The sequence below is a fragment of the Aeromonas sp. DNP9 genome (genome assembly GCF_001728955.1).
GTDB lineage: Bacteria > Pseudomonadota > Gammaproteobacteria > Enterobacterales > Aeromonadaceae > Aeromonas > Aeromonas veronii.
This window is the reverse complement of record NZ_LYSQ01000003.1, coordinates 124,587-142,404: the sequence shown is the minus strand read 5'-3', so window position 1 is coordinate 142,404 and position 17,818 is coordinate 124,587. Positions and strand designations below refer to the sequence as shown.

The following is a 17,818-nucleotide window of genomic DNA, read 5'->3' as shown; positions in this document are numbered from 1 at the left end:
TAGGCCCCGGCTTGGCGGTCAAAATACTCATTGGGCCCTCAGGCGCCAGATTTCATGCTATCTATGCTCAATTTCATCTCTCCGAGACGACGGGCCAGCGCCCCGACGTTCCCGGCGCCTTGAGTCAGCACCAAATCCCCCTCGCCGATCAGGTCGGCCAGCACGGCTGGCACGTCATCCGGTGTAGCGACGAAGATGGGTTCCAGGTTGCCGCGCGAGCGAATGGAGCGGCACAGTGCCCGCCCATCAGCGCCCGGGATCGGCTCCTCACCGGCAGCATAAACCTCCAGCATCACCAGCACGTCTACCTTGGAGAGCACATCGGCGAAATCCTCGTAGAGGTCGCGGGTGCGGGTATAACGGTGCGGCTGGAACACCATCACCAGACGCTTCTCGGGCCAACCGGCACGGGCAGCATTGATCGTGACCTTCACTTCGCTCGGGTGGTGACCGTAATCGTCCACCAGCATCGCCTTGCCGCGACCGGTTTCAAACTCGCCATACTGCTGGAAGCGACGGCCAACACCTTCAAACTTGGCCAGTGCAGAGATGATGGCCTCATCGCTAACACCGTCCTCTGTCGCGACAGCTATCGCCGCTGCGGCGTTCAATGCGTTGTGAATACCCGGCAAATTGAGGGTCACCTGCAGCTCACCCGCCTCTTTGCGGCGAACACGGAAGCAGCTGTGGTTGGTGGTCTGGACAAAATCCAGCACCTGCACATCGGCATCGTCAGAGAGACCGTAGGTCAGGGTCGGGCGGGCAATCTCGGGCAACATGCCACGGATCACCGGATCATCGATGCAGACCACCGCCAGCCCGTAGAAGGGCAGATTGTGCAGAAACTCGATGAAGGTGGCCTTCAGCTTGGAGAAGTCACCGCCGTAGGTATCCATGTGATCCGCTTCGATATTGGTCACGATAGAGACCATCGGCTGCAGATGCAGGAAAGAGGCATCGCTCTCGTCCGCCTCTGCAATCAGGTAGCGGCTGCTGCCCAGGCGGGCATTGGTGCCGGCACTGTTGAGCAGACCACCGATGACGAAGGTCGGATCGCGGTCGGCTTCGGCATAGATGCTCGCCACCAGACTGGTGGTGGTGGTCTTGCCGTGGGTACCGGCGATGGCGATACCGTGGCGGAAACGCATCAGCTCGGCCAGCATCTCGGCGCGGCGCACCACCGGGATCCGCAGTTCGCGGGCAGCCAGCAGCTCCGGGTTGTCCTGCTTGATGGCGGTAGAGACCACCACCACGCTGGCACCCTCAACGTGTTCGGCACTGTGGCCGACGAAGATGTGGGCGCCCAGTCCGGCCAACCGCTCGGTCACGGCGTTGCGAGCCAGATCAGAACCCGTTACCTGATACCCTTCGTTGGCAAGCACTTCGGCGATCCCGCCCATACCGGCACCACCGATGCCGATAAAGTGGATGCGACGCACGCGGCGCATTTCGGGGATCACAGTACGCAGTTTTGCCAGTTCAACCTTGGTCATAATCGTCTCTTTAGTCTGCCACAGGCCATGTGCCGTCAAAGCGCGGCTGCACGGCGGCATCAATACATACAGGTACAAGGCAGCACGGTGTCACCGCTGCAACCTTGCTCATCAATCTTTACCACGCTGCCCGGTTGCGAGCTGTTTGCACTCATCGGCAACCCGCTCGGCCGCATCGGTGATAGCGACCCGGCGAGCCGCTTTCGCCATGTTAAACAGGGTCTCCCTGCGACCAGCCAGCCAGGTCAGACGCGCCGCCAGCGATGCGGTATTCAGCTCGGACTGGGGCAGAAACTCGGCCGCTCCGCCGTCGACCAGGGTCAAGGCGTTTCGGGTCTGGTGATCATCCACCGCATGGGGCAGCGGCACGAAAATGGCGGCCACACCGGCGGCAGCCACTTCGGAAACAGTCAGCGCACCGGCACGGCAGACCACCAGGTCGGCCCAAGCGTAGGCGCTGGCCATATCCTTGATAAATTCGCTCACCTCGGCATTGATGCCGTGCTGGGCATAGGCAGCAGAGACAGCCTCGGCATTGCCCTTGCCACACTGGTGACGCACTTCAATGGGCACGCCGGATGCCGCCACCGCAGCAGGTACCTGCTCGTTGAGCACCCGCGCCCCCAGACTGCCACCCACGATCAGCAGATGCAGTGGCTCATCCCCGCTGCGCAGTTGTGGATCCGGCAGAGCGACCACTTCGGGACGTACCGGATTGCCCACCACGGCGGTGCGACGGCTCGGCGCGAAGGCACCCGGAAATGCCATCAACACCCGCCTGGCGATACGGGCCAGCAACTTGTTGGTCATGCCTGCAGCAGCATTCTGCTCATGGAGCAGCAACGGGATGCCGGAGAACCAGGCCGCCACTCCACCCGGGCCGGAAGCAAAACCGCCCATGCCGAGCACCACATCAGGGCGAACGGTCTTGAGTACCTGACGCGCCTGCAGGATCGATTTGACGATGCGATAGGGCGCCACCAGCAGTCGCTTGATGCCGTTGCCACGCACCCCCTGAATATCGATGAAGGAGATGGGATAACCGTGGGCGGGCACCAGCTCCGCCTCCATCCGGTCGGCAGTACCGAGCCAGTGGACAGTCCAGCCCTGGGCCTTCAGGCGATCGGCCACGGCCAGACCGGGGAACACATGCCCACCGGTACCACCTGCCATCACCAACAGAGTCTTGCTCACTAAACCTCCCGCACGCGCGCCTGGGCTGTCGCCTGACGCAACTCAAAATCGATTCGAATCAACATGCTCACCGCCACCGACATGATGATGAGACTGGAACCACCGTAACTGACCAGCGGCAGGGTCAAGCCCTTGGTCGGCATCATACCGCTAGCCGCGCCAACGTTGACGAAGGTCTGGAAGCTGAACCAGATGCCGATGCCGATCGCCAGATAACCGTCATAGAGCCGCTCGGCCACCAGCGCGCGATGCCCCAGCTTGAGCGCCTTGACCGCCAGCGCAAAAATCAGGAACAGGGCGACCAGCACACCGACATAACCCAGCTCTTCACCGAGGATCGCAAACACGAAGTCGGTGTGCGCTTCCGGCAGGTACTCCATCTTCTGGATGGAGTTGCCAAGCCCTTCGCCAAACCAGCTGCCACGGCCAAACGCCATCAGCGACTGGGTCAACTGGTAGCCACTGCCAAACGGATCGGCCCAGGGATCCATAAAGGAGGTCACCCGCCGCATCCGGTAGGGCTCGACGATGATCAGCATCACCACCGAGACGAGACCCGCGCCTATCAGGGTCAAAAACTGTCCCAGTCGGGCTCCGGCCAGAAACAGCATGCCAAACGAGGTAACGAACATCACCACGGTGGAACCCAGGTCAGGCTGCAACAGCAGCAAGACCGCCAGCACCCCGAACACCGCCAGCGGTTTCAGGAAGCCGATCCAGGCTTCGCGCACTTCGCTCTGGCGCCGCACCAGATAACCGGCCAGATAGACAAACAGCGCCAGCTTGCCAAACTCGGCAGGCTGCAGGTTGAAGGGACCGAGCGGCAACCAGCGCACCGCACCGTTGACGTTCCGCCCCACCAGCAGCACCAGCACCAGCATCAAGATCGCCAGCAGCAACATGGGGCCGTTGTGCTGTTGCCAGCGCGCCATCGGCACCTGCAACACAAACCAGGAGATACCGAGCGCCATCACCAGAAACAGGGCGTGACGCTTCACAAACATGAAGGGGTCATCCCCCAGCGCAATCCCTTCGGGGATCGACGCCGAGGCCACGATGACCACCCCGACCGCCATCAGGGAGAGCGCCAGCAGTACCAGCTGCCGATCGTAGAGACCGGCAGGACGCGCTGGTAACAACCAGCGCTGGAACAAACTTGCTGCTGCGCGAAGGGCGTTCATAGCGCCAGCACCATTTCGGTGAAGCGATCGCCGCGCACCTCGAACGACTTGAACTGATCGAGGCTGGCACAGGCTGGCGCCAGCAGCACCCAGTCACCGGGCTTGGCATCGGCCGCCGCTTTGGCAACTGCAGCGGCCAAGTCGGCCACCCGTTCGGTCTGCTCGCCCAGTGCCAGCAGCACCTCGGCATCCTGACCAAAGCAGTACATGTGATCGATCTGGTTGCCTAGCAGCGCCTGGATCGGACCAAAATCCTGCCCCTTGCCCTGACCACCGGCCAGCAGCAGCAGGCGCCCCTTGACCGACTCGCGCACACCGGCAACGGCAGCCAGCGTGGCTCCTACGTTGGTGGCCTTGGAGTCGTTGATCCAGCGCACCCCGTTTACCTCGCGCACGAAGCGGGCGCGATGGGGCAAGCCCTCGAAGCGGCGCAGCACGGTAAGCTGAGCCGCACGAGGAATGCCGACCGCATCACACAGCGCCATGGCGGCCAGCGCGTTGGCCTGATTGTGGGCACCGACGATCTTCATCTCGTCTACCGCCAACAGTGGTTCACCGTGCAACGTCAACCAGTAGCGGCCATCCAGCAGGCAACGGCCATAGCCATTGCAATCGAGACCAAAGCTCTGCCACACCTGACCCACATCGGGCAGGGTCTGGGCATCGTCACGATTGACCAGAATGTGTTTGGAGTGCTGATGGATCTCCATCTTGGCGGCGCGATAGTCGGCCATGCCCTGATAGCGATCCATGTGATCTTCTGAGAGGTTCAGCACCACGGATGCAGCAGCACGCAAACTGTGAGTAGTTTCCAGCTGGAAGCTGGAGAGCTCCAGCACGCAGAGATCCATCGGCTGCTTGAGCAGCTCCAGCGCCGGTGTACCGATATTGCCGCCCACGCCGACATTGAGACCGGCTTCGGCAATCATCTCGCCCACCAGGGTAGTGACGGTGCTCTTGCCGTTGGAGCCGGTAATGGCGATGACCGGAGTCTGGGTCTCGCGAACAAACAGTTCGATGTCACCGACGATCTGCACGCCACACTCGGCAGCCGCTTTCAGTTCAGGGGTCGCCAGCGCGATACCCGGGCTCGCGACGATCATGTGCGCCTGCTTTAGCAGTGCCTCGTCGAGACCGTGAATGAGCTCTACCTCAGGCGGCAATTGATCCTTGCCGGGCGGGTTGGCACGGGTATCCATCACCAGTGGCGTCACGCCACGGCCGAGGAAGTAATCGACACAGGAGAGTCCGGTTTTGCCCAATCCGATGATGATGACCATGGCCTTACCTCACCTTCAGGGTGGCAAGACCCAGCAGCACCAGCACGAGGGTGATGATCCAGAAGCGCACGATGACGCGCGGCTCCGGCCAGCCCTTCTTCTCGTAGTGGTGATGGATCGGCGCCATGCGGAAGATCCGCACGCCGCGCAGCTTGTATGAACCCACCTGCAGGATCACCGAAACGGTCTCCATCACGAAGACGCCGCCCATGATCACCAACAGGAACTCCTGACGCACCAGCACTGCGATGGTGCCGAGCGCGCCGCCCAGCGCCAGGGAACCGACATCCCCCATAAAGACCTGCGCCGGATAGGTGTTGAACCAGAGGAAACCCAGACCTGCGCCGACAATGGCGGTACAGACGATCACCAGCTCGGAGGTATAGGGCACGTAAGGAATGTGCAAGTAGTTGGCAAAGTTAACGTTACCGGTAGCCCAAGCGATCAGGGCAAAGCCCCCCGCCACCATCACTGTCGGCATGATGGCCAGGCCGTCGAGACCGTCGGTCAGGTTGACCGCATTGGAGGTACCGACGATGACAAAGTAGGTCAGCACGATAAACATCAGGCCAAGCTGCGGCATCACATCCTTGAGGAAAGGCACCACCAGCTGGGTCTGCCCCTCATGGGTTGCGGTCGCATAGAGGAATACCGCCACTCCCAGCGCTACCGCGGATTGCCAGAAGTACTTCCAGCGCGCGATCAGGCCGTCGGTGTTCTTGCGTACCACCTTGAGATAGTCGTCGGCAAAGCCGATGGCGCCATAGGCACCCAGCACAAACAGCACCAACCAGACATAGGGGTTATCGAGGCGGCACCAGAGCAGCACAGACGTGAAAATCGCCGCAATGATCATCAGGCCACCCATGGTCGGGGTACCCCGCTTGCTGAGGTGGGACTCGGGACCATCGTTGCGGATCACCTGACCGAATTTCAGGATCTGCAGGCGACGGATCAGGCGTGGCCCCATCCAGAGGGCAACCCCCAGTCCGGTGATGATCGACAGGATGGCGCGAAACGTCAGATAGGAGAAGACGTTGAAAAAGGTGAAGTGCGGGGTGAGCAGTTCGGCCAGCCAGACTAGCATGTGGCTGACTCCTGATGGCCTTTGACCATCTCGACGATATCTTCCATGCGGGAGCCACGGGCCCCCTTGACCAGAATCGAAATTTCCTGATGTGTATTTATCATTTGCGCAAGCACTTCAAACAACGATGCCTTGTTATCGAAATGTCGGCCCGCCGCGGCATCTGCGGTATGGCGACTATCTTCTCCCACTGTCAGCACGGCATCCAGACCGCGCTCGCGGGCATGACGGCCAACCCGGGCGTGTTGCTCGGCAGACTCCTCACCCAGTTCCCGCATATCACCGAACACCAACACCTTGAAGCCGCTCATGGCGGTCAGGGCATCGATGCCCGCCAGCACGGACTCCACGCTGGCATTGTAGGTATCATCCACCAGGGTCAGACCGCCCCAGCGCTGCACGCAGAAGCGCCCCTTGACCGGCGCCATCTGCTCCAGCCCCGCCTTGACGGAGCCGAGGGATGCGCCGAGGGCCAGACAACCCGCGGCGGCAGCCAACGCATTGGCCACGTTGTGGCGACCCGGGATCGCCAAGGTCAGGCTCAGCTCGCCCTGCGGGGTCACCATCACGAACTCGGCGCAGCCTTGCTCGTTGAGCACAAGGTTGCGCGCGTGGAACGGCTGGCTCTGATCGTCGATGGAGAAGGCGCACTGAATGCCGCGTTCCCGCCACTTCGGCCAGAATTCGTTGTCGGCGTTGACGATGGCGGTGCCACCCTCGCTCAAGCCCTCAAAGATTTCGCTCTTGGCGTGGAACACCCCTTCCAGCGAGCCGAAGCCCTCCAGATGGGCCGCCGCCACGTTGTTGATGATGGCGGCATCGGGTTTGGCCAGTGAAGTAGTCCAGGCGATCTCGCCCGGATGGTTGGCACCCAGCTCCATCACCGCAAACTTGTGTTGCGATTCGAGGCGCAGCAGGGTGAGCGGCACGCCCACCTCGTTGTTGAAGTTGCCAGCGGTGGCTAGCACTTCCCCTTCATTGCGCAGGATGGCGGTCGCCATCTCCTTCACCGTGGTCTTGCCGCAGCTGCCAGTGATAGCCAGTACTTTCGGGTTGATGCGCTCGCGCACCAGTCTGCCGAGATGGCCCAACCCCTTGAGGGTATCGGCTACCACCAGTTGGGGAATGGCCAGCGGCAGTTCACGCTCGACCAGCAGGGCAGAGGCCCCTGCCTGAACGGCCTGCTCGCAAAAATCGTGGGCATCGAAGCGCTCGCCGCGCAGGGCAACGAACAGGGCACCCGCGCCCAGAGTGCGGGTATCGGTACTGACGACGGTGATCTCGCCGTCGTCACCAATCAGACGGGCATCGAGTACCTGCGCCAGCTCGGCAAGCCTGAGGGTCATCATTTGAATGACTCCAATAATGTGTGCAAGGCGGCCGCGACGGTTTCCCGGTCGCTGTAGTGCCGCTTGTCGGTTCCAATGATCTGATAATCCTCGTGACCTTTGCCGGCCACCAGGATGATGTCCTGTTTGCTCGCCTGACCGATGGCCAGCGCAATCGCCTTGACCCGGTCGTGCTCCACCTGCACCGCAGCAGGATCGCGAAGACCCGCCACCATGTCGGCCATGATCCGGGCCGGTTCCTCGGTACGGGGATTGTCGTCGGTCAGGATCACGCGATCCGCATACTGCTCGGCCATGGCTGCCATCATGGGGCGCTTGCCGCGATCGCGGTCGCCACCACAACCGACCAGACACCAGAGCTGGCCTGTGCAGTGCACCCGCAGGGCCTGCAATGCCTTCTCCAGTGCATCCGGGGTGTGGGCGTAATCGACCACCGCCAGCGGCGTATCGCCACCGCCGAAACACTCCATGCGACCGGTCACTGGTTGCAATTTCGGGGCAGTTGCCAGCAGCTCGTTGAAGTCATAACCAAGCACCAGCATCACGCCCATCGCGGCCAGCACATTGCTGACGTTGAAGCGCCCGAGCAAGGGGGCGGATAATACACCATTCCCCCAGCTGGAGTTAATCTGCGCGCGAAAACCTTGCTGGTGAAAATCGAGCTGCTGCGCCGTTAATTGACGGCCAGAATGGTGTTCAATCGGGCCATTAACGCTGAACGCCACCGCTGCTGGATACTTTTTGAGCCACTTGGCACCCAGCTCGTCATCGCGATTGATCACTGCATTAGACTCATCGACCAGCTGCAACAGCTGCTCTTTGGCCGCGCCATAGGCTTCCATGGTGCCGTGGTAATCGAGGTGATCCCGGCTCAGATTGGTGAAAACGGCAGCGGCAAAGGGCAAAGCTGCCACACGGTGCTGTACCAGACCGTGGCTGGAGACCTCCATCGCCACCAGATCCGCCCCCTGCGCTTGCAGCGCAGCCAGATTGGCTTGCACCTGCACGGCGCTGCCGGTGGTATTTTCCGCTTCGATCAGATGGCCAAACAGGCCATTGCCGATGGTGCCCATCACGCCCGCTTTACCGCCCAGCAGGGTGCGCCAGTTAGCGACCAGCAGTGCCGTAGTGCTCTTGCCGTTGGTGCCGGTGATCCCGACCAGATCCAATTTTTGGGCTGGCTGATCGTAGAAATAGCCCGCAAGAGCAGAGAGGTGAGCGGGCAGATCCCGCATCCCGATACAGGGAACCGGAGTCGATGGTGGGATAAATTCACCATCCTCCTCAAACACAACAGCGGTCGCTCCCTGAGCCACCGCCTGTTCGATAAACCGTCTGCCATCCACCTGATGGCCGCGAATGGCCACGAAGAGCGAGCCGGGGCCAACCCGCCGACTATCCAGCTGGATATCGGTCAGGGTGAGCGCCGGCGCCTGGATACCGAAGGGGCGCAGTAATGCATCAAGTGCGCGGGACAAGAGAAGCCTCCGTACGGGCAAGTTTGGTGGGCACCGCTGGCGGCACCGCATCGGGACGAATATTGAAGAGCTGCAGCACCCCGCCCATGGCCTCTGCAAACGGTGGGGTCGCCACGGCGCCGCCATAATAGGCGCTGCCTTTTGGCTCGTTGATCACCACCACCATGACGAAACGGGGATCACTGGCGGGTGCGAAACCGGCAAACCAGGCCATGTAATCCTTGCCATAGCCACCGGCGACGGCGACCTTGGCGGTACCACTCTTGCCGCCGACCCGATAGCCAGGGATCTTGGCTTTTGGAATGGCGTTGTCGACCACATACTCCAGCGCTTGCAACATGGCAGCGGCGTTGTTGTGATCAATCACCTGCTCACCCTTGGGCGGCGTAGTCACCTTGACAATGGAGAGCGGCACCCGTTTGCCCTTGTTAGCCAGGGTGGCGTAGGCGGAAGCCAGCTGCAGCGGGGTGACTCGCAGACCATAACCAAACGAGAGGGTCGCACGCTCGATATCGGACCAGCGACGACGCTGGGGCAACATGCCGCTGCTCTCGCCCATCAGCCCGCTGCCAGTATCCATGCCGAAACCGAACATGCTGAGGGTATTGATCATCTCCTGCGCCGGCATCCGCAGCGCGATGCGTGACATACCGATGTTGGAGGAGTAGCGCAGGATGTCGTAGAGGTTGGTCGCCTTGTGGATACTGACGTCCTTGATCTGCTTGGCACCGATAAAAAGCGGCCCACCGGGAATGAAATCCTTCCAGCTGGTGACACCTGCCTGCAAGGCACTGAGCAAAATCAATGGCTTGACGGTCGAACCCGGCTCGTAGGTATCGGTCACCACCCGGTTGCGTACCCGGAAGCTCTGATACTGGCCACGGTTGTTCGGGTTATAGGAGGGGGTGTTGACCATGGCGAGTACTTCACCTGTCTTGATATCCAGCATCACCATGGAGCCGGAGGTCGCCTTGTTCTCGTCGGTTGCCCGCTTGAGGGCACGGTAGGCCAATGCCTGCACCCGCTGATCGATACTGAGCTGCAGATCGTTGGCGTTCTTGCCCTCTTTGACGATGCCAAGCCGCTCGATGACGCGCCCCTGACGATCCTTGCGCACCCGCATTTCGCCGGGTGTCGCAGTCAACCACTCGTTGTAGCTGCGCTCGATCCCTTCAATACCGCTGCCATCGATGTTGGTCACCCCCACCAGATGAGCGCTGATCTCGCCGGTCGGATAGAAGCGGCGCGCTTCGGGGCGTAGGTAGACGCCACCCAGCTTGAGCCCCTTGATATATTCCGCCACCGCAGGAGTAACCTGACGCTGCAGATAGACGAAGCGCTTGCTGGGGTTGGCGATGCGGTGTTTGAGGGTATTGATGTCGAGCTTGAGCACGGCGGAGAGCGCCAGCCAGGCTCGCTCATTATTGATGGCACCGGATTCATGCACTGTCTTGGGATCGGCCCAGACCGCTTCGACCGGCACAGAAACCGCCAGCTGCTCGCCGTTGCGATCGGTGATCATGCCGCGCACCGCCTGGGTAGAGGTGGTACGCAGGGAGCGCATGTCACCCTCCTGACGCAGACGATCCGGATTGATCACCTGGATCCAGGCCAGACGCAGGATCAGACCCACAAACGCGATGCCGATAAACACCGCAAGCGTGCGAAAGCGCCATGGATAGATAGATGGCGCTTTGACATTCGCTTTGGCAGCTTTGGCTGTAGCCTTGCGTTTCATGGTTGGGTAATTACCTTCTCGGTGGTCACCAGCGGACGACCCATCTGCAACTTGTCCATCGCCAGACTCGCCACCCGGGAGTGTTCAGCCAGGGTGCCCTGTTCCAACAACAGGTGGCGCCATTCGATATTGAGGCGATCCTCTTCTGCCATCAGATCGTTCTGCTTGGCCGTCAGACCACGGGTCATGTTGGTCACCAGGATCACGGCAAACGCGGTCACCAGCACGGCGACCGACAGAAAAATCTGCAGCTTGTGCCGCCAGAGATCGGCAACGATCTCCTTGGCCAGATGAACACGCACTTCGCTCATCGCTTACTCCGCCAACCGTTCGGCAACCCGCAGCACCGAGCTGCGTGACCGGCTGTTTTCAGATACTTCATGATCAGAAGGCTTGAGCGCCTTGCCGACCGACTTCAATTTGCGACCGCCAGCCAGTTGGGCCTCGGTCAACGGAATGCCGTAAGGCACTTCCGGCCCCTTCTCGTGCTTGCGGATGAAATGCTTCACCAAGCGGTCTTCCAGCGAATGGAAGCTGATCACTGACAGACGGCCATGTGGTGCCAACACTTCCAGTGCACCGTTGAGCGCGGTTTCGATCTCGTCCAGCTCGCTGTTGATATAGATGCGAATGGCCTGGAAACTGCGGGTTGCCGCATGCTTGCCCTTCTCCTTACTCGGATTGACCCGGGCAATCATCTCCGCCAGTTGGCGAGTGCGCACATAAGGCTCGGTCACCCGGTCGTGCACAATGGCACGGGCGATCTTCTTGGCAAAACGTTCCTCACCGAAGGTCTTCAGCACCCAGGCGATGTCATCCACATCGGCCTTGGCCAGCCACTCGGCGGCGCTCTGGCCGGAGGTGGGGTCCATCCGCATATCGAGCGGACCATCTTTCATAAAGCTGAAACCGCGCTCGGCATCATCCAGCTGGGGTGAAGAGACCCCCAGATCCAGCAGGAAGCCATCCACCTTGCCCAGCAAACTGCGCTCATCCAGATAGGAGGCGATGCCGGAGAAGGGGCCGTGCACGATTTCGAAACGGGGATCCTGGATCTTGGCCGCTTCGGCGATAGCCTGGGGATCGCGGTCGATGGCGATCAGGCGGCCATTGGGGCCAAGGTGCTGCAGGATCAGACGAGAATGACCACCACGGCCAAAAGTACCGTCGACGTAGACACCATCCGGCTTGATGGCCAGACCTTCAACGGCTTCGTGCAGCAGCACTGTGATGTGTTCAGCGGCTTGGGTCATTTATAAAGAGAAATCCTGTAGTCGTGGTGAGCTTGCCCAATCGTCCCCGGGCAGACCCAAGATGTCGTCATTGACCTGTTGTTGCCAGCGGGCTTCATCCCACAACTCAAACTTGTTGAGCTGGCCCACCAGCATAATTTTCTTGTCCAGTCCCGCATGGTTGCGCAGTGGCTGACTGAGCAGCAGACGGCCATTACCATCCAGCTCGCATTCGGTTGCATGTCCCAGCAGCAGTCGCTGCAAACGGCGCTCTTGCGGATTCATGCTGGAGAGAGTCTTGAGCTTTCGCTCGACCTCTTCCCATTCATTCAGGGGATAAAGCAGCAAACAGGGATGGGCAATATCGATGGTGCAGACCAGCTGGCCGTCGCTTTCGTCGCGCAGCCAATCACGGAATTTGGTCGGAATTGCCAGCCGCCCTTTACTGTCCAGGCTGATGGCATGAGCGCCACGCAACAAATTGCAGTCCCTGAAGGTGAGTGAGCAGGCTGATTGCCCCTCTAAAAACCACTTTGATCCACTTTTCCCCACCTTGAAGTTTAAGGACGTGCAGGGGGCTTTTCAAGCAAGGAGATGGGACAGAGGGAACATATTGACGCAGCAATTGCATACCGCGGATTGAGTGGGTTGATTTTCCACAAGTTATTTGGCGTTAAACTCTGGTGATTAATTGAAATAAGTGAATGAACTGAGAACATACACAATATGTGGGTGCGAACAACCATCCTCGGTTCTATCACCATCTATCGCTGCCATCGTGCCAAATACAAAACTATTCGATTGATTTAAAACATATAATTTCATTCAAAATGACAAGGTCGAAAATATCCTGCCAACGAAGCCATATTTTCTCATGCATAAAAAAAGAGCCCCGCGATAAATCGCGGGGCTCTTCGGAATGAGGTCGGAGTCGGCCTGTAAGCCGGGTTCTGTACCGGGTTGCCCCGGGTAGCAATCATTCCTCTAGGCCAGCAATCGCTCGCTGGCTCAAGCAACCTACCCGCCCCCAACGCGGGCCGCGCCAATAGGGGCCTATTTGGTCTTGCTTCGGGTGGAGTTTACCGTGCCACGAACTGTTGCCAGTCGCGCGGTGCGCTCTTACCGCACCCTTTCACCCTTACCTGATCCCTTGCGGGCCATCGGCGGTCTGCTCTCTGTTGCACTGGTCGTAGGCTCACGCCCCCCAGGCGTTACCTGGCACCCTGCCCTGTGAAGCCCGGACTTTCCTCCCCTCCGCCCGTCTGTCCCTAGGGACACAACGACGAAGCAGCGATTGCCCAGCCAACTCCGAGGGGCGGATTATAGCCTTGCGATACGCACGGGGTAAACCGGCAATTCCCGTTTACAGCCATTTATCGCGCTTTGGCCCCCGTTTACATGCTGAATGCTCGCCGGTTCGGGGGATTGCACAGGTCAGAAAACAGCCTTACGGCCTATTAACCGGCTCAATAGTGCTCGAGGCCGTATTTGTAGAGGGCATTCTTCTTCACGCCGTGGATCTCGGCGGTCAGGGCGGCCGCTTTTTTCAGTGGCAGTTCTGCCACCAGCAGACCCAGAGTGCGGATCGCCTCGGCCGGCAGATCCTCTTCCTCTTTGGAGGCGCCAGCCACGACCAGCACGATCTCGCCGCGGCAGCGGTTGTCATCTTCACCAAGCCAGACCAGCATTTCGGAGGCTGGCAGACCGTGGATCGACTCAAAGGTCTTGGTCAGCTCACGGCACACCACCACCTGACGCTCGCCGAGAATGCGAGCAATCGCTTCCACTGTATCCTGCACACGGCGCGGGGATTCGTAGAACACCAGCGAGCGGGTGTCTTCAATAACGGCTTGCAGGCGATCGTCACGTCCCTTGCTCTTGGCGGGCAGGAAGCCTTCAAAGGCAAATCGATCAGTGGGCAGACCGGCCGCGCTCAAGGCGGTGATGGCGGCACAGGGGCCGGGCAGCGGCACCACCTTGACCCCGGCTTCACGACAGCGGGTGACCAAGTGATAACCGGGGTCGCTGATGAGCGGAGTGCCGGCATCGGAGACCAGCGCAACACTCTTGCCCTCTTTGATCCGACCGATCAGTACATCGGCCTTCTGCTGCTCGTTGTGATCGTGCAGGGCGAAGGTCGGCACCGAGATTTGGTAGTGGCTGAGCAGGATACCGGTATGACGGGTATCTTCGGCTGCCACCAGATCGACACTGCGTAAAATGTCCAATGCACGCTGGGTGATGTCCGCCAGATTGCCGATCGGAGTGGGGACTATATACAGGGTTGGGATGTCACTCATGGGATCTCCGAGTGCCCCGACAATTGTGTCGCCATATTGGCCCGTTTACACTATGGGGAACTTCAACACTGGTCGGGGAATGAACTTGAACCGGGTTACAAAGCAGCTAAGTGTATCACGACTCTTCGGCATCATACTCGCGGCAGTACTGCTCGCCGCCTGTGCGTCGGAGCCCAATCAACCGTCAGGGCAGTCAGGCATGCCCTCTGCGTTCTCCAATCTGACCAAGAATGCCCAGTGGTATCTTGAGCAGGTGGACCCGGCCAAGCCGGCCGAAGCCTTTACTTGGCAGATGCTGGCGGCACGCAGCTATCTGGCGCTGGGCCAGGCCAAACCGGCCTCGGCACTGTTCCAGCAATTGCAGAAGCAGGCCAAGGATCCCGTTCAGAAGGCGCAGTTGCAACTGCTGCAAGCCCATCTGTTGCTGGCACAAGGCCACGCCAATCAGGCGCTGATCCTGCTGGAAGGCAAGCCTGAGGTTGCGCTGGATGCCGATACCCAGAAGGATTGGTATCGTCAGCGCGTGGTACTGCAGCTCGACATCAACAACAAGTTTGGTGCCGCCAAGTCCCTGATTGCGCTGGAGCCCTACCTCAACCAGAGCGAGCAGGCCACCAACCATCAGCAGATCTGGTCGCTGCTCAAGAGCATGACTCCTTCCACCCTGCAGGCGCTGGAAGAGGCACCGGCCCCTGACGTAACCACCGGCTGGCTGCGTCTGGCGGCACTGGTCAACGAGTTTGGCGCCCAGCCGAACTTGCTGGCCCGCCAGCTGGCAGGCTGGAAGCGCGACTTCCCCAACCATCCAGCCCAGAAAGATATGCCGGCAGGATTGGGCGATCTGGCGGCCACTGCCAGCACCTCGGTGCAACAGATCGCTGTGCTGCTGCCCCTCTCCGGCAATCTGGAGCCGCAGGGCGCTGCCATCCGTAACGGTATGCTGATGTCTTACAAGGAAAATCAGGGGCAATTCACCCTGAACTTCTACGACACCCAGAGCAAGTCGACCGGCGACCTTTATAAGCAGGCGATTCAGGAAGGGGCAGACATGATCATAGGCCCGCTGCTGAAAGACCGGGTCGAGGAACTGCTCAAGGCCAATCCGACCGTGCCGGTACTGGCGCTCAACGAGCTGGACAAGCCGGTCGTCAACGACACCACCTACTACTTCTCCCTCTCTGCCGCCGCAGATGCTGCGCAGGCAGCCCAGTACCTCTACACCCAGGGCTACCGCAAACCGCTGCTGATCGCCGCTCAGGGGCGGATCGGTTACAGCAGTATCAAAGCGTTCGAGCAGAGCTGGGCCACCCTGAGCCAGGATAAGCCGGTGGTTGCCACCTTCGGTGCCCGCAACGAAGTGCAGGGGATGGTCAAGAATGCCCTGAGCGGCCGCTCTACCGCCCGAGCTGGTGAAGTGGTGCAACTCTCTGATGCCGCACCGCGCAGCATCGATGCCGTATATGTGGTGGCCAACAGCCTGGAAACCCGGATGATCAAGCCCTACGTGGATGTCTCGGTCAATCCGATGGGCAGCCTGCCCATCTACACCAGCTCCCGTGGCTACGACAGCGCAGCAACCGAGGTCGCCTCCGAGCTCAACGGCATGCATATCGCCGATATGCCGCTGCTGCTGGGCGGCTACGAGAAACAGCGCGAGCAGATCGCCCTGCTCTGGCCGCAGACCCAGGGTGACCTGTTGCGCCTGTTTGCCATGGGCTACGATGCAGTCAGTCTGGCAGAGAACCTGCAGCAGATGCGCAAGGTGGGTGGCATGCAGCAGGCCGGCATGAGCGGTCAGCTGAGCGTGGATGCCCAGGGTAATATCGTGCGGATGCTGAGCTGGGGTACTTACCAGAACGGCAAACTGGTCGACGAGAACGCCGTTCAGCAGCTGGAGGAGCCTTCCAATGAAGGAACTATGGAAACGGATACGCCAGCAGTTGCCGAGCCTGTTCCCCTCACCAACGAGCAAGGGACAGCACTTTGAGCAAGTCGCTGAACGCTGGTTGCAGGCCCGGGGCCTGCAACCGGTAGCTCGCAACTACCGCTGTCGTGGCGGCGAAATAGATCTCATCATGCACCAGGGCCAGACCCTGGTGTTTGTTGAGGTGCGCTACCGGGCCACCGGCAGCCATGGCGGGGCCGCCAGCTCGGTCACCCGCAGCAAACAGCACAAGATCATGCTGGCAGCGCGCCACTATTTGAAGCAACATGCCATCAACGAGGCCAATCAGGCCTGCCGATTCGATGTGATTGCGTTCGAGGGCGACCAGCCAGCCTGGATCCAGAACGCTTTTTAAGAGGACCCTATGACTGACCGCATCAAAGAGAACTACACCGAAAGCATCCAGACCAAGATAGCCGCCGCCGAGGCGTTGCCGGATGCCATCCATACTGCAGCCCAGATGATCACCATCTGCCTGCTCAATGGCCACAAGGTGCTGGCATGCGGTAACGGTCCTTCTGCCGCACTGGCGCAACTGTTCATCTCCGAGCTGGTCAACTGCTACGAGACCCAGCGCCCCTCCCTGCCCGGCATGGCCCTGACCCCGGACATGGCGACCATCAGCGCCATCGCCACCGACCACGGTTTTGAAGAGGTCTACGCCAAGCAGATCCGCGCGCTGGGCCAGCCTGGCGACATTCTGGTGGTCATCACCACCTCCGGCCACAGCCGCAGCCTGATCAAGGCCGCCGAGGCTGCCCTCTCCCGCGACATGACCATAGTGGTGCTGAGCGGGGGTGACGGTGGCGAAATGGCAGGTCTGCTCGGCCCGAACGATGTAGAGATCCGTGTTCCCTCCGCCCGTCGCCCTCGCATTCTGGAGGTGAACCTGTTGACCCTGCACTGCCTGTGTGATCTCATCGACCAGACACTTTTCCCGCAACAGGAAGATTGAAACCATGAAAAAGCACACTATCCTGCTCGGTCTGCTGGTTAGCACCCTGCTGCTGCAAGGCTGCGCAGCCCTGGTTGTTGGCGGCGCAGCAGGGACTGCCAAGGCCTCTGGCGATCGCCGAACCCTGGGCGCGCAGTGGGATGACCAGACCATCGAGCTGAAAGCGGCCAATCTGCTGGCCGACAACAAACCCCTCAGCGCAGCCAGCAAGATCAGCGTCTACAGCAACAATGGTCGCGTCCTGCTGGTCGGCCAGACACCTTCTGACGTTTACAAGATTGAGGCTGGCAAAATTGTCAGTCGCATCGAAGGGGTCCGCCACGTCTACAACGAATTGCGCATCGGCCAACCTGCCAGTTTCACCACTCGCAGCAATGACTCCTGGATTACCTCCAAGGTGAAAGCCGACATGTTCGGCACCAAGAATTTCGACAGCACCAAGGTCAAGGTGGTCACCGAGAACGGTGAGGTGTTCCTGATTGGTCTGGTGACTCGCCAGGAGGGAGAGCAGGCCGTCAACATCGCCCGCCATGTCACCGGCGTGAAGCGCGTGATCAAGGCCTTCGAGTTCGCCCAGAACTAAGCC

Annotated in this window: 16 protein-coding genes and 1 other RNA gene; 4 read left to right on the top strand and 13 right to left on the bottom strand. The window is 60.4% G+C overall.

Features of this window, described 5'->3' with window-relative positions; all coding sequences use genetic code 11:
• Window positions 1–38: 38 nt before the first annotated feature.
• From murC to rsmI, 13 genes are all read right to left on the bottom strand, one after another.
• On the bottom strand, window positions 39–1,493 hold the full coding sequence (murC, locus tag A9G06_RS02880) for a UDP-N-acetylmuramate--L-alanine ligase (protein ID WP_005336150.1): 1,455 nt from the start codon (window positions 1,491–1,493) through the stop codon (window positions 39–41).
• A 111-nt stretch (window positions 1,494–1,604) separates the two neighbouring features.
• A complete protein-coding gene (murG, locus tag A9G06_RS02875; RefSeq protein WP_005355117.1) occupies window positions 1,605–2,687 on the bottom strand; it encodes an undecaprenyldiphospho-muramoylpentapeptide beta-N-acetylglucosaminyltransferase in 1,083 nt (360 codons plus the stop codon).
• Complete coding sequence (gene ftsW, locus A9G06_RS02870; protein WP_069554209.1) at window positions 2,687–3,868, bottom strand: cell division protein FtsW; 1,182 nt, start codon at window positions 3,866–3,868, stop codon at window positions 2,687–2,689. Before ftsW ends, murG begins: the two co-directional genes overlap by 1 nt.
• On the bottom strand, window positions 3,865–5,148 hold the full coding sequence (gene murD / locus A9G06_RS02865) for a UDP-N-acetylmuramoyl-L-alanine--D-glutamate ligase (protein WP_005336156.1): 1,284 nt from the start codon (window positions 5,146–5,148) through the stop codon (window positions 3,865–3,867). Before murD ends, ftsW begins: the two co-directional genes overlap by 4 nt.
• A 4-nt stretch (window positions 5,149–5,152) precedes the next feature.
• Entirely contained in the window at window positions 5,153–6,235 is a 1,083-nt protein-coding gene (gene mraY / locus A9G06_RS02860; RefSeq protein WP_069554208.1) for a phospho-N-acetylmuramoyl-pentapeptide-transferase, read from the bottom strand.
• Entirely contained in the window at window positions 6,229–7,584 is a 1,356-nt protein-coding gene (gene murF, locus A9G06_RS02855) for a UDP-N-acetylmuramoyl-tripeptide--D-alanyl-D-alanine ligase (protein WP_069554207.1), read from the bottom strand. Before murF ends, mraY begins: the two co-directional genes overlap by 7 nt.
• Entirely contained in the window at window positions 7,581–9,113 is a 1,533-nt protein-coding gene (gene murE, locus A9G06_RS02850) for a UDP-N-acetylmuramoyl-L-alanyl-D-glutamate--2,6-diaminopimelate ligase (RefSeq protein WP_069554206.1), read from the bottom strand. The genes murF and murE overlap by 4 nt, the downstream gene beginning before the upstream one ends.
• Window positions 9,046–10,800 (bottom strand): peptidoglycan glycosyltransferase FtsI, encoded by a 1,755-nt coding sequence (locus tag A9G06_RS02845; protein ID WP_005336163.1) that lies wholly within the window; start codon window positions 10,798–10,800, stop codon window positions 9,046–9,048. Before A9G06_RS02845 ends, murE begins: the two co-directional genes overlap by 68 nt.
• Window positions 10,797–11,111, bottom strand: coding sequence for a cell division protein FtsL (gene ftsL, locus A9G06_RS02840; RefSeq protein ID WP_005336166.1), 315 nt, complete (start codon window positions 11,109–11,111; stop codon window positions 10,797–10,799). Before ftsL ends, A9G06_RS02845 begins: the two co-directional genes overlap by 4 nt.
• Before the next feature lie 3 nt (window positions 11,112–11,114).
• The gene (gene rsmH / locus A9G06_RS02835; RefSeq protein ID WP_069554205.1) at window positions 11,115–12,053 is read right to left on the bottom strand and encodes a 16S rRNA (cytosine(1402)-N(4))-methyltransferase RsmH; all 939 of its coding nucleotides are present in this window, start codon (window positions 12,051–12,053) and stop codon (window positions 11,115–11,117) included.
• On the bottom strand, window positions 12,054–12,512 hold the full coding sequence (mraZ, locus tag A9G06_RS02830; protein ID WP_013723406.1) for a division/cell wall cluster transcriptional repressor MraZ: 459 nt from the start codon (window positions 12,510–12,512) through the stop codon (window positions 12,054–12,056).
• 443 nt (window positions 12,513–12,955) lie between these two features.
• Window positions 12,956–13,342, bottom strand: an RNA gene (gene rnpB, locus A9G06_RS02825) — RNase P RNA component class A.
• A gap of 156 nt (window positions 13,343–13,498) precedes the next feature.
• Window positions 13,499–14,332 carry a 16S rRNA (cytidine(1402)-2'-O)-methyltransferase gene (gene rsmI, locus A9G06_RS02820; protein ID WP_069554204.1) on the bottom strand — a complete coding sequence of 278 codons (834 nt, stop codon included), beginning with the start codon at window positions 14,330–14,332 and terminating at the stop codon, window positions 13,499–13,501.
• 199 nt (window positions 14,333–14,531) lie between these two features.
• Here rsmI and A9G06_RS02815 point away from each other — a divergent pair, with 199 nt between their 5' ends.
• From A9G06_RS02815 to dolP, 4 genes are read left to right on the top strand one after another with little or no spacing between them, the layout of a single operon-like run.
• A complete protein-coding gene (locus A9G06_RS02815; RefSeq protein ID WP_069554203.1) occupies window positions 14,532–16,319 on the top strand; it encodes a penicillin-binding protein activator in 1,788 nt (595 codons plus the stop codon).
• Window positions 16,240–16,632 (top strand): YraN family protein, encoded by a 393-nt coding sequence (locus tag A9G06_RS02810; protein ID WP_058057529.1) that lies wholly within the window; start codon window positions 16,240–16,242, stop codon window positions 16,630–16,632. Before A9G06_RS02815 ends, A9G06_RS02810 begins: the two co-directional genes overlap by 80 nt.
• A gap of 9 nt (window positions 16,633–16,641) precedes the next feature.
• Window positions 16,642–17,232, top strand: coding sequence for an SIS domain-containing protein (locus A9G06_RS02805; protein ID WP_005336275.1), 591 nt, complete (start codon window positions 16,642–16,644; stop codon window positions 17,230–17,232).
• A 4-nt stretch (window positions 17,233–17,236) separates the two neighbouring features.
• Window positions 17,237–17,815 carry a division/outer membrane stress-associated lipid-binding lipoprotein gene (gene dolP, locus A9G06_RS02800; RefSeq protein WP_005336277.1) on the top strand — a complete coding sequence of 193 codons (579 nt, stop codon included), beginning with the start codon at window positions 17,237–17,239 and terminating at the stop codon, window positions 17,813–17,815.
• Window positions 17,816–17,818: the final 3 nt, after the last annotated feature.